General features: G+C 50.4%; 14 protein-coding genes. 4 read left to right on the top strand and 10 right to left on the bottom strand.

Features of this window, described 5'->3' with window-relative positions; genetic code table 11:
• The first annotated feature begins 112 nt into the window (after positions 1–112).
• From trpS to NMC31_RS22280, 3 genes are all read left to right on the top strand, one after another.
• Entirely contained in the window at positions 113–1117 is a 1005-nt protein-coding gene (gene trpS / locus NMC31_RS22290) for a tryptophan--tRNA ligase (RefSeq protein ID WP_253899105.1), read from the top strand.
• A gap of 210 nt (positions 1118–1327) precedes the next feature.
• Complete coding sequence (locus NMC31_RS22285) at positions 1328–2113, top strand: HNH endonuclease (protein WP_495553255.1); 786 nt, start codon at positions 1328–1330, stop codon at positions 2111–2113.
• A gap of 333 nt (positions 2114–2446) precedes the next feature.
• Positions 2447–3472, top strand: coding sequence for a phage portal protein (locus tag NMC31_RS22280; RefSeq protein ID WP_253899103.1), 1026 nt, complete (start codon positions 2447–2449; stop codon positions 3470–3472).
• Positions 3473–3499: 27 nt separating this feature from the next.
• On the opposite strand, the gene NMC31_RS22275 is transcribed toward NMC31_RS22280, so the two are convergent.
• The 9 genes from NMC31_RS22275 to NMC31_RS26205 all read right to left on the bottom strand — a co-directional run bounded on the left by NMC31_RS22275 (position 3500) and on the right by NMC31_RS26205 (position 11634).
• Positions 3500–5170: a hypothetical protein gene (locus tag NMC31_RS22275; RefSeq protein ID WP_061350295.1), complete on the bottom strand. Its 1671-nt coding sequence runs from the start codon at positions 5168–5170 to the stop codon at positions 3500–3502.
• 303 nt (positions 5171–5473) lie between these two features.
• Positions 5474–6286: a phage polarity suppression protein gene (locus tag NMC31_RS22270; protein ID WP_253899102.1), complete on the bottom strand. Its 813-nt coding sequence runs from the start codon at positions 6284–6286 to the stop codon at positions 5474–5476.
• Positions 6287–6305: 19 nt separating this feature from the next.
• Positions 6306–6578: an ogr/Delta-like zinc finger family protein gene (locus tag NMC31_RS22265; protein WP_048958009.1), complete on the bottom strand. Its 273-nt coding sequence runs from the start codon at positions 6576–6578 to the stop codon at positions 6306–6308.
• Positions 6578–7339, bottom strand: coding sequence for a phage polarity suppression protein (locus NMC31_RS22260; RefSeq protein ID WP_193165520.1), 762 nt, complete (start codon positions 7337–7339; stop codon positions 6578–6580). The genes NMC31_RS22265 and NMC31_RS22260 overlap by 1 nt, the downstream gene beginning before the upstream one ends.
• Before the next feature lie 401 nt (positions 7340–7740).
• Entirely contained in the window at positions 7741–10413 is a 2673-nt protein-coding gene (locus tag NMC31_RS22255) for a TOPRIM and DUF927 domain-containing protein (RefSeq protein WP_253899101.1), read from the bottom strand.
• Complete coding sequence (locus NMC31_RS22250; RefSeq protein WP_001075576.1) at positions 10410–10793, bottom strand: DUF5375 family protein; 384 nt, start codon at positions 10791–10793, stop codon at positions 10410–10412. Before NMC31_RS22250 ends, NMC31_RS22255 begins: the two co-directional genes overlap by 4 nt.
• Positions 10790–11074 (bottom strand): hypothetical protein, encoded by a 285-nt coding sequence (locus NMC31_RS22245; protein ID WP_001027148.1) that lies wholly within the window; start codon positions 11072–11074, stop codon positions 10790–10792. Before NMC31_RS22245 ends, NMC31_RS22250 begins: the two co-directional genes overlap by 4 nt.
• A gap of 31 nt (positions 11075–11105) precedes the next feature.
• On the bottom strand, positions 11106–11465 hold the full coding sequence (locus NMC31_RS22240) for a hypothetical protein (RefSeq protein WP_032418135.1): 360 nt from the start codon (positions 11463–11465) through the stop codon (positions 11106–11108).
• Positions 11458–11634 carry a host cell division inhibitor Icd-like protein gene (locus NMC31_RS26205; protein ID WP_140236574.1) on the bottom strand — a complete coding sequence of 59 codons (177 nt, stop codon included), beginning with the start codon at positions 11632–11634 and terminating at the stop codon, positions 11458–11460. Before NMC31_RS26205 ends, NMC31_RS22240 begins: the two co-directional genes overlap by 8 nt.
• Positions 11635–11824: 190 nt before the next feature.
• Between NMC31_RS26205 and NMC31_RS22230 the strand changes: the two genes are divergently transcribed.
• The gene (locus NMC31_RS22230) at positions 11825–12010 is read left to right on the top strand and encodes a YlcI/YnfO family protein (RefSeq protein ID WP_032238512.1); all 186 of its coding nucleotides are present in this window, start codon (positions 11825–11827) and stop codon (positions 12008–12010) included.
• Between the two features lie 96 nt (positions 12011–12106).
• On the opposite strand, the gene NMC31_RS22225 is transcribed toward NMC31_RS22230, so the two are convergent.
• Positions 12107–12337: a helix-turn-helix transcriptional regulator gene (locus NMC31_RS22225; RefSeq protein WP_001670042.1), complete on the bottom strand. Its 231-nt coding sequence runs from the start codon at positions 12335–12337 to the stop codon at positions 12107–12109.
• Between the last annotated feature and the right edge of the window lie 241 nt (positions 12338–12578).

Here is a 12578-nt window from a genome sequence, read left to right as displayed (position 1 = left end):
CTGCCTTTCTAAAGGCGGCACGGATAATCTCATCCCATTTTTTATAGCCGCCGAAAGGCGGCTATCGCATTTCAGGGGCGCCTTTCGGCTGATCAAGCCAAAGGAGCTTCACATGAACAAACCTACGATCCTCACCGGTGACCGTCCAACCGGCCCGCTGCATTTGGGCCATTACGTCGGTTCGCTGCGCCAGCGCGTGGCATTGCAGCACGACCATCAACAGTTCGTGCTAATTGCCGACCTTCAGGGGCTAACGGATAACGGCAGTAACCCGCAGAAAATTCACGATAATATTCCTGAAGTGCTGGCCGACTATCTGGCCGCAGGTATCGACCCTCACCTCACCACTATTTGCCTGCAATCCACCCTGCCCGCGCTGTCGGAACTGACCGTACTGTATATGAACATTGTCACCGTTGCGCGCGTTGAGCGTAACCCGACGGTCAAAAATGAGATTGCCCAGAAAGGATTCGCCCGTTCGTTGCCGGTCGGATTTATGGTCTACCCCATTAGCCAGGCGGCGGACATTACCGCTTTTAAGGCTGGGCTGGTGCCGGTAGGCGATGATCAGTTGCCAATGATTGAGCAGACCAATGAGATCGTCCACAAGATGAATAGCCTGCTGAGCACCCCGGTGTTGCGCCATTGCCAGGCGATGCTTAGCCAGACCAGCCGCCTGCCGGGCATCGACGGTAACGCCAAGATGTCCAAATCGCTGGGCAATACGCTAACCCTTTCTGCCAGCGAGGAAACGATCCACAAGGCCGTTAGCGCCATGTATACCGATCCCAATCATCTGCGGGTGAACGACCCGGGGTGCGTGGAAGGCAACGTGGTATTCACCTGGCTGGATGCGTTTCATCCAGACCCGGCGAAAGTCGCGGCGATGAAAGCGCACTATCAACAGGGCGGGCTCGGCGATCGCGTTTGCAAGAACGAACTGGAAACCTGTTTGCAGGAGTTGATTGCGCCGATGCGCGAGCGGCGGAACACATTTATTCAGGATAAAGGCGCGCTGATGGCGATATTGCGTGAAGGGAGTGAGCGAGCGCGGGAAGTGACGCAGGCGACGCTGGAGGAAGTAAAACGCGGGTTGGGGCTGCCGATGCTGGGTTGAACATAGGGCGTTTTGCGAGCATCATCGCGAATAATTACGTTAATAGGTAACTTGACTATGCCCGGAGCACAGCACCTCAGCCAAAAAGTTCTGGCAATGAAAACCGCGAAATACGGCGATGACATCACGTTAAACAAGCCGCTGCTGGTACTTTACGCCCTCTCGTAGTACAAAAAAGGGCATGGCTGCTGGTTTGATTATGCCAGCGAGGTGAAGCCGAACCTTCGTGAGCTGTTGAAGCGCTATGGGGCAGAACGTAGCGGCTATGCCACCGATATGCCGTTCTGGCGTTTACGACATGATGGCTTTTGGCAGCTCAAAAATGCAGAACTTTGCTCTTCACAAAGTATCCGTGAACCCAAAGACACTGAGCTTAAGGCATTTCAGGTGGCTGGCGGTTTCGATGACGCCAGCTTTGCATTTCTGAAGCAGCATCCCTCGTTTATCGATACGTTAGCCTTTGATGTCGCCCGCGCATTTATTCCTGCGCAGCATCAACAAGCGTTAATGAAAGAGCTGGGATTTAGCGCGCATAAGATGCCTGAACCCTCCAGTAAGATTACGATTATTCAGCGCGATATCGCGCTTTTAGAAAAAGACGCCTCTCTGGATGCCACAACGCGTCAACGTTTGATCAATGCCCGACTGGGCCAGGGCCAGTTCCGTTCTGGATGCCTGAATCTCTATCCTGCTTGCCCGGTCACTCATTTCGCATTTCAACCTTTGCTTCGCGCCAGCCATATCAAGCCGTGGACTGACTGTGCGACATCTACAGAGAGACTGGATCCGTTTAATGGGATCATGTTGGCTGCGCATATTGATGTGTTGTTTGATGGTGGGTGGATCTCTTTTGCTGACCAGGGCGATGTTATTGTCAGCAATCGTCTGGATTATGAAACGTATAAGGCGCTGAATTTGCCGGGGAGGATTAGTCCGTTTCCGGAGAGATCGCTGGAGAATCTGGAGTGGCACAGGAGTGTGGTGTTTGAGGATTAGGGGGATTGGGGCGAAGGCCGGAATAGAAAAACCAAATAACCATATGTATTAACTAATAATTAAAAACAACATTCTCTTTTATGCCCCTTTTTATGCCCCCACAGAAATTTCACTACTATCACTTTGTTTGATTAATAACCAGATTACATAAATATTTTGGTTTGTGTTCGCTTTACGGATCCAAACCCGAACAGAACCTATCACCAGAACCGCTATTAATTGTATCGAATTTGACACAATGCCCGCCTGCAGTAATCAAACAGTCAAGCAAATATCGTTGTGCTGTTCATTACACACCTGATCCCTCAAGAGTTGTTCACAGCGATAAAGAATATGGATGATCAGGACAAAATTTCTGACCGTGAGGTTACTGCAACGGCAGAGCCGCAGTCCTCTGCAGAATGTTTCACCTTTGGCGATCCCATTCCAGTACTGGACCGGCGCGAACTGCTGGACTATGTGGAATGCGTGCAAATGGATCGCTGGTATGAGCCGCCGGTGAGTTTTGCAGGGTTGGCACGTACCTACCGCGCAGCCGTACATCACAGTTCACCAATTGCCGTTAAGCGCGACATTCTCAGCAGTACCTATATCCCGCATCGCCTGCTCAGCCAGCAGTCTTTCACCCGTTTCGTTCAGGATTATCTGGTGTTTGGTAATGCCTATCTGGAAAAGCGCACTAACCGGCTGGGTGGTGTCCTCTCACTGGAGCCAGCGCTGGCAAAGTATACCCGGCGCGGTGTTGACCTAGAATCCTACTGGTTTGTGAACTATAGCCTGACGACGCAGCCTTATGAGTTCACCAGAGGCAATATTTTTCACCTGATGGAGCCGGATATTAACCAGGAGATTTACGGGCTGCCCGGTTATCTCTCTGCCATTCCGTCAACCTTGCTCAACGAGTCCGCAACGCTGTTCCGCCGGAAGTATTACATCAACGGTAGTCATGCGGGTTTCATCATGTACATGACAGACGCGGCGCAGAATCAGGAGGACGTGAACAACATCCGCAAGGCAATGAAAAGTGCCAAAGGGCCGGGAAACTTTCGCAATCTTTTTATGTACTCGCCCAATGGTAAAAAGGACGGCATCCAGATCATCCCGCTGTCAGAGGTGGCGGCAAAAGATGAGTTTATGAATATCAAGAATGTGAGTCGTGATGACATGATGGCAGCGCACCGCGTGCCACCGCAGATGATGGGTATCATACCTAACAACACTGGTGGTTTTGGCGATGTGGAAAAAGCAAGTCGTGTGTTTGTTCGTAATGAATTACTCCCCCTCCAAAAACGTTGCGAAGAGTTGAATGAATGGCTAAATGAAGAAGTAATAAAATTTAGGCCATACTTATTAGATTAAATGAAAGGGCCTTAAACGGCCCACATTTTATTTTTTGCTAAACATCAAGCCTGTAGCTGTTCTTTTATAATTGGTTAGTTTTTCCTCTCTATTTTTAAAACTAGTTCTAATATCTTTTAGAGTTGGCAAACCCAATGTCCCAAGTGTAAAACTAGCCAAGGCTAATTCAGGTTTGTTAATTAATGCAGAAGCAATACCGAAAGCACCATTAACTATAAATGGTGCAACTTCCACACCTAAAATTCTTAGTTTTTCTTTTCTGATTTTCTCAAGAAAACGTTGATGTTGAATAAATGCCCTATCCACATTATCAATTACCCTTTGTGAAGAAGCATTATAATCACGAGGAGATGCACTAATTACCTCAGAAATACCGATTGATAGAATATTTCGTATTTCCGGCATTAATCCGTTACGCCTTATTTCAAGGATGTTATTCAAAGGGATATCTCCTAACCAAGAAAAACCGCCTTGCATCCCTTTGGATAAAGCATTGACCATATGTAACTCTTTTAAATTTTCATTATCAATATTAAAGTCAAGAGATTCATATTCCATCAACCAAGTGTAATAAAGCCAAGAGGTTTCTGCATTAATATATGGCGTACTTCTAAAATCTTGAGCATTTATTCTTGCTGCAAGTGCCTGTGGCATGCGACCAGTGCATGTGAACATCACCTCAATTCCTGGATTACCATTATGAACTGGTGATTTCATTTTCTCAGGATCGGCTAAATGCCGTTCTAGTTGCGCTCGTCCGCCGGGTCCCCACTCGGTATCAAAAATTAATCTTTCAGGGCGTTTTAATTCTCTAAAAACTTTATCAACATCAGTTAATGATAAACTAAAATCAAACAATTCATCCTTACTCTCAAAACTTCTGCCATATAGATATTGAGCATGGGCAAGAACAAAAGGCGTTGCGCGCTCATGCAGCCCCTCGTTATCATCACTACTAAAATCACGTTTATCAGGAAGAACTAGTACTATAGCAGGTTCAATATCCTCCAATGCTAAATTTCTGTAAGTCATGCATGTTAAAACGTGTTTCATTAATAAGAAACAAAAATGTTTTTTATTAGTAACACCATGTATTTTCCCCACTCTCAATATAGGGCACGGTAATATTATTGTATCGATATAAAGACCAGTGCAAGATACTGCATTTTCTGTATATGCAGGAAAAAGATCACCTGCAAAATTTGCTTTTAACTGTTCACCATCTTGGAGATGAATTTCACCAATTTCATAAGCTGTCTCCCAAAACTCCTTAACATCAGAAAGCAACTCTGGAAAAATCTGATCTAGATGATCTACGAAATCACTTTGTTCAGAAATGAAATGAGCTACTTGATACGGTTGAGCCTTACTTTTAATAAAGTCATCATAAAATTGATAGAAATTGCTGAATAGAATCTTAAAATACGCTTCTTGAAAGTCAACTATATTGTACTTTTTCTTAATTTCATTACGTTCAAAAAAATGATTTACTGCTGCACCCATCGCTCTGATGCGTCCATCAACGGTAGTTGGGTCAACTTTTCCATCAGGCCTTAACCTAATTTTATCGAAACTTTCTTTAAATCCATCCACAAGATGGCTAGCGATATGCATTTTACCAGCTTCAAGTTGTCTCTTGATTAAGAAAACACGATCAGTCAGACCAGATATGTAATCCTCATCGTAACCATTGTCCATAACCAACCCTCTACGTATTGAATAAAATTCGTTCCAAATTATCGAATAATACTATCGTTCCTTTTTTTGATAAAAACCATTACTTTCAGCGCTTACGTGCGCAGCCCCGCCCGCCTGCCCGCTTCGCTTAACAGACTGGTTTTCATGCACCCCGTAAATCGTCTCAGAAGCCGCCGCACAAGGGCTTTTGCGTCAAAAATAGCGCATGACTGTCATGCGTTTTCATGCAGCATAGACATGCATCAGGCTACAGGCATCAAAAACCCGGCACAGGCCGGGCTTAAGTGAGTGGTTCTGTTCAGATCAAAACAGTTTTCTTTTTTTCCTGTCATCATTTGAGCCTGATACCGGCGCTGAACCGGCCAGGCTCATCACGTCGTCCCGGAATCTCAGCGGCAATATTTCACTCGTCCATTTCAGCATCAAATTCAGGATAAATTCACGATACAGTGTATCTGCATCATTTGTTCCTTCAATAATCCCCGGGATATGTGCTGAGCTATCCCGTTCAAATTGTCTGTACTTCATCCTGAGCAGGCTGCTCAATTCAGCACCGTTGAAAATAAAGAAGTCACGAAGAAGCTCATCAATACGCTCTTCCGTGATGCTATGATGGCAGTTTACGTAGGCGTTTGCCTTACGACCGGTCGCGTTAGCCAGTACCGGCAACTGCTCTTCTTTTTCAGTAATCAGACCGGCCAGCTCGGCGGCGGTTTCCTGTTGTTCCAGATACTCAGCCCGAAGAGCTTTCATCTCTGGGGTCACGATACCGCCGTTCTGGCTAAGCAATTCCCTGAACTGCACCCGATTGTCTTTGCTCGCCTGTTCAGTTTCGGCCTGATGCTGACGCAGAGCCCTGAGGTTTTCAATAGCTGCATCTTCGGCCTGTCTGGCCTCCACCCAGGCCTGCATTTTTTGGTAAAGGTCAATTATCCTGGACTGCCAGTCGGAAGAAAGGCCTTTTGTCAGTGTTTCCGTCTGGCGGGCGATTTCATCTGCAGGCAACCGCATGAGCCAATCCGCATCCTGAAGTGGTTTCTTTGCCCTGGCGAGGAGTGTCACTACATGTCCGGTTGCGGCCTGAATCTGGTTTTCCGTCAATTGTTGTTCTGTCATATTATGGTTCCTCTCCATTTTATTGTGCATGACGGTCTTTAAGGGTACAGGCCGAACCGTAGCGGCCCAGCGTCTGCGGCTTACGTGCGGGAGAATCATCCTGCGACTCAGGTTCAGATGGCACGGGTTTATGCGGCTTCATAATTATCGTGTCAACGCTTTCCAGCGCTGTAAATGTGCAGGAACATTCAAGATTCTGGCACTGGTACCATGAGCGTTTAACCGAAGGTGCTTCATAAGAACTGGTTCTGGCATGGGCCATAGTGCCGCATTCAGGACATTTCAGCGCCATTACAACCCCTCCGATACACTATTGTTTTTTTGCAGCAACATCTGTTCCTGACGTATCTTCATCTTATGCAGGGCTGCAGGGGATAGTTGCTTACTGAAATCCAGACGGGCCGCATAATCCGGGGCTACGCCCGCCAGTTTAAACACAGGGTCCTGGTCCGGCATCGCATCGTTAGTGAGAGCTGGTTTGGTGATATTTTTATGAATAAAGTCTTTCAGCACTGTGTCCGGGTCATTAACTGAATGCACCACACCGACAACTGCGCTGGCTTCCCGGCCCATTGTGGATTTAAGCAGGCTCAGTGTCTGGATTAGGGCTTTACCATGCGACTGCATAAAATCCTCCCAGATTTGTTTTGCGCGAATACCCACAAGGGCATCGTGCGCGTGGATATACTTCCCGGCTAATTCTGCAGCCTCCTGCGGCAAAAGTGCATTCTCGGATTCCTGAGCCGTCAGCAGATCGTCAAAATCCTCAAGCGTTTCACGCCCCAGCGCAATTTCCGCGCGCAGCTTTTTCATTTCCTTTGAGACTACGCCCTGACTTTTGCGAAACAGCGTACGCCACTCCTCATTCAGTGCGTTCGTTGTGGCTTCCATTTCAGCGCGACGCTGGCGGATTGTCGCAACATTATCCGCCGCCGCTTTCTGCTTACGACGTGCATCAAGCCATGCGTTTCTGGCTGTGTTCAGGGTTTCCAGTGCCCGCTGCGTTACAGCCGGAAAAGTGGAAAGGTTATTATTTTCTACGATGTTGTTCATGACTTCTCCTGTCGGGTTGGTTCGCTACGTCAATTGTGTCGTGGCTGACACAAGCTCACTATCAGTGCTCAGTGTGTGGTGGCTGGCACATCGCACATTTGCGGTTACTCAGACGTGGCTATGACAGCCAGCCAGATAAAAATGCCCTCTGTTTCAGTCTGCTTGATGTCCCCGATGCGGTGGAACAGGTGAAACATGTGTTACAGCATTGTTTTGTAAGGCATTTACATGCACAGCGCAGGTGGAACATCGCAGGTAACAAGGTGGAACAGCGGATCGGCTGGCGTTCCACCTGTTCCACCTCACCATTTCAGAAGGTGGAACAGGTTCAGCCCTTGTAAAATAAGGTTGTTCCACCTGTTTCACCTGTTACCCTTAATAAATAAGACTCACGCAAAGCCTTAACCCGGTACCTCGCTGTTGAAGACATAGAGCCTGCGGGGATTCATCTCTGGCGGGCGAACGGTTGTCTGGAGCTTTCCGTCGGCAGAAGGCAGCAGATATCCACGATCTGCGCACAAACGCGCCACCTTGCGCGGGTCAAATCCCCGGCAGATTTCTTTCCAGCCGGACGGCATGACGTAGAACGTGGTGACGGCTTCCGTGCCCTGTGCGGTACTCCCTTTCTCCACCCTGCGCCAGCCCACCATATTGCCGGGGCGGTTGCGCTCGTCGTGCCAGTCTGCAAAGCGGCTGTACTGATTCGCGGTAAAGAAACTACGTACCTGCTCCAGTGCGGCAATATCTTCCTGGTTGGCGGTGTGCCCGCGCTCTTTCAGCCATGCGTTCAGGCAGACGCGGGTTGCCCTCAGGGCTTCCCCCTCAGGCCAGCCGGTGATACCCAGGCGGGTTGCCAGCTCGCCCGCCATCGCCACCAGTGCAAAGCGGTTCACTGCCCGGCCCACCTGATTGCCCGCATCTTTCGGGGTCAGAGCTGCGGTATATTCCTTCATCAGTGACTTTGCCTGTGCCGTCAGCCCGTTAAGGTCAGCGGTCAGGGCTTTCAGCCACTCACGGAACGGCGAACCGTAGTAGCTGGACGTAGCCCATTCCAGATGTTCTGCCAGTGCCTTGCCGCTGTCGAAGCCGTGCAGTTCCTCAAATACGCCAAATTTTCCGGAATCGCTGGGGATCTGGATCATCCTGACTTCCATCCCGGCAAAAGTACGCTCACCGGCTTTTGCCGCATGTTCAGTCAGTGACAGCTCGCCGGTTGAAAAGAACAGCAGCCGCCACTGCTTACGGGTGCGCAGCTCACCGTCCGTACCGGCACGGCCCTTGCCCTGACCGTTTGCCAGCATGTAGGCGATATTGCCTGCCTCGCGTCCGTCCACCTCCCGGATCTCATCGAGCATCATGGCGGCATCGTTGCGGCGGCTTGCGCATCCCTCCAGCGCGTTGCCGGTTGCCCGCCACGTCTGCCAGTAGTCAGGCCCGCCGCAGACGGAAGTTGCCGCTTTCATGGTGGTGGTCTTACCGTCCGTCGATTCTCCCTTGAGGTGGTAGCCGCCGCCGTCCATACCAACCAGCCGTAACAGGGGTGCAGCAAAGGCCAGACTGACGGCAAACGCCACGCGGGAGTTGCCGGTGCAGTACCGGGAAACGTGCTCCCGCCATTCCTCCGTTGTGCCCGACACGCGGAAATCGCGCCCCTGCACGGAAGTGGTCTGTAGAATGACACCCTCAGCACCTTCACCGCTGACCTCATCCTGCAGGACATAAACCTGACCATGCCAGCCAGTACGGCTGACGCAGGTCACGCGGCGTTCCGGTTTACACAGCGAGATATATTCCATCAGGCGGGCGCGGGCCTCACCGGTGGTGCTGATATAGGACAGCCCGTTAACCAGCAGTACCCGGCGTAGTTCCTCACCGCTACCACTGAGCATTTCCATCGGCATCGCCCAGCGGCGGCGCTCTCCCCATGTATCTTCCCACTCCAGCAGTCGCCCGAAATTACCGCCATCGGCATCGCAGGTGATTGCCGTCACGCGCAACGGGTTGCATATTTTGACGTTCTGGATCTCCGTCTCACCGTTGCGCTGTACCTGTTTTTCATACCAGAGATATTCCTGGGTAAGACGGAACCCGTGCGGCAACTGCGTTCGGCCTTCTCCGCACAGTACAAGACCGTTACGAAAGGCTTCACGGGCACGTGTAATACCGTGCTCACGGTGGAAGTCATTCCAGTCAGCTTTAATTTCTCCCGGTGGCAGCGTCACCCAGCCACCGACTGATTTTGCCGCCCGTTCAGCAAAGGATCTGCCGGGATTCTCGCCCCCGTCCTGAAAATCGTTATCACCGGCGATGATAATTTTTACCTCAGGCCAGCGTGCCCGCAGCGCCTGTGCGACGTTGGGCAGGTTGCCCGCCGATATGGCCGCCACTACGCATCCGGCGGTGAGCTGGCTTACCGTCAGCGCCGTGGCGTAACCTTCGGTAATCACCACCTGTACCGGCGGTTCAGACGGTAACGGGCTGAGCGCCACAAACGCGCCTTTCATCGTGCTGCCGGGCAGTATGCTTTTTTCACCCGTCGGGGCGATAAGCTGTGCACCGGTCACGGCTCCGGCGTTCGTCGTGAGCGGTAACAACAGGGAACCGGCAGGGAAATCCTTACCACTGATATGCTGCACGCTCCCGGTCAGGGAGGCCGGGTATCCGGCGAACCCTTTTCCGGTCAGATAGGGGCTTTCTCCCGTGTGACTCTCTTTCATCAGGGCCGCCACGGTAAGGCTCATATCGCGTTTAGGGGCTTTTTGCCTGGCGGGCTTAACGGGCAGTTCCTGCACATCCGGCACATTAAGCACCTGCGCCACCTCCTGCGCTGCCTTTCTGACGCCGTAACCGGTTATGAGCTTAACCAGATCCAGACCATCACCATTGCCGCACTGGCTGCAAATCCACGTCCCGCGCCCGTCGAGGTCATCGAGGCGGAAGCGATCCTTGCCCCCACATTTCGGGCAGGGACCGTGCCTGCCGTTTTCAGGTACATCAATACGCAGCATCTGCAGAATAACGGGCCATTTTCCCCGCGCTGCGGCTGAAATCTGCGTAACCGTCTGTGTTGTCATACTTCCCCCTGATACAGCGATACACCCGAGCTGCAGAAGTCATCAAATGCCGCCGGAAGTGTGCGGTACAGCTCCGCCATCACTTCACAGCCGCGCACAGTCAGTACCGGTGGCGCGGTCAGCAATGATGGCTCCAGCATGTCAGTCAGCAGCGCCAGTGCAGCCGCTGCTCCCTGTGCTTCGCCATATTCGTTAATCAGTGCGCACTCGATATGCAGGGCAATGGCCATTTCAATACGTTCAACCGTCAGGCTGTGCGGACCATAGTGATCGCAGCCGGTTTCGGTCAGCGCTTTCTGGCGCCAGGCCGATGCAATAGCCCGCCGGTAAAGCGCAGTGGTCATTTCTGCCGGAAAAATAGAAACCTGCGGCTGGTTCATTGGGTGCCTCCTTCAATCAGTTCGCAACTGTGCGCAATATCCGTCAAATCTGCCCGCAGGTACTCCATCAGCGCGGCGATGCCTGGCGCACATCCTGCATCCAGCGTTCCGCCCTGCGAGGGGTATTCAGAAAAGAGAAGCTGCAACATGTCGCAGGCCTTTCTGGCGCGGGCCAGCTTTCCGAAACCGTCCTCTGACAACCCATACGCAAAAGCACCGCTATTGTGTTTTTCAGGCAAAGCGTGGCCCTGAGCACCGTTGTGCCCGTTTGAAATATTCATCGTGGATTACTCCGTTTTCAGCGGTGTTTTGTCAGAGAAACTTTGAATAGTGACTGTCGTCAGGTTCAGCAGAACGCCGTATGCTGCGCTCCCGCCAGCGGGTAAATACCACCGACGGATGCAGCGTCAGCGAGCCAGAGCCGCTACCCCCCGCGGGAGCTGGCGAAGGTTTAAAGAGCGGGGCATTAAACAGGCGCGTATACCGCTGCTCAAACCATGCCAGAGGGCAGGAAGAAAGCTTATTGTCGCTGTCATGACGAATCAGCACTTCACAGCTGAATTCAGGGTTAACCAGCGCCACGGAGGGCGAGGCTTCAGTTAATCTGATAATCGTGACAGTCCAGCCACGCTCATGCTGCCAGCGTTCGCCTGGTTGCGGATAATTACGCATGTTCACCTCCGCAGGGAATGCGACCGGCAAAACTCAGCACGTAGTCCTGGGCAAGTCTGCGCCGCGCTGAGCGCTCATTATCTGCGGTTATCCTTAACATCACAGGGCGGGCATTGCGTTGACTGCGGTTGATCGCCGCAAATAACCAGGTACACTTCTGTTTAGCCATCTTCGTTTCCTCATACAGCGGATTGGTCAGAGGCCCGGTTAGTGTTGCTGCACTGCCGGGCTTCGCCTTTTTCACCCTAGAACACTTAAGGTGTGGCCCACTATAGATTCTAGGTGTGGCCCACGTCAATGCTTTTCTTTGTTCTTTTCTCGTGTATACTGTGGCCCACCAAACATACGGAGATTCAGTAATGGCTACCGGTACAAAGAATGCTAAATCACAAGCCTTAAAGGCACGAGTGCCACATGACGTAGTTGAAGCAATGGAAATGGTGAAAGAAGAGGACGAAAGTACGTCACAATTCATCATTACATCCATGCAAAGTGAGATTAAACGCCGCCAGCGCAGGAAAGTTAAGCCAGAGCAAGGAAGCTGAATAGAGAAGCTAACAGACGCTCTCTCAGGCTCCATGCTAATTTCAGCAAGCGACAATATTTTTAAGCCCACAAACTCAATATGTCGGGCTTTTTTATTAGTGATTTTCATGCCGTTCACCACGAGAGGCATATATTTGCTCTTGAATCCAGTGATCGACTTCGCTTTCAACAAATGAAATTGCACGAGTTCCTATTTTCACCGGGCGGGGAAATGTATTGTTTGAAAGCTGTTTGTAAAGCCATGCCTTGCTACGCTGAACGCGTCTTAACACCTCTTTTGCTGAGATAAGAGTCTGATTATCTGAAAGGTTGTTTGCATATTCCATCTTGTTACTCCGTGTTCTACTTAAGTTCACGGTGACTTTAAACACTGAAAAAAAGTGATTCTAGTGATAATGGAATCTATTAAGACAAATGTTGATTCTATTGAAACGTGATGATTTCCACTGAAAAAAGAAGCGATATTCATATGAACGAACACGAGAAGAAGGAAATGAACAAAAAAAATAAAATCAATAAAATTCATATAGATAGGATAAAAAATCAAACAAATCATACGTTGGAAAG

Origin of the sequence: Pseudocitrobacter vendiensis (assembly GCF_943590815.1) — a bacterium.
GTDB lineage: Bacteria > Pseudomonadota > Gammaproteobacteria > Enterobacterales > Enterobacteriaceae > Pseudocitrobacter > Pseudocitrobacter vendiensis.
This window is presented reverse-complemented; position numbering and strand designations above follow the sequence as displayed.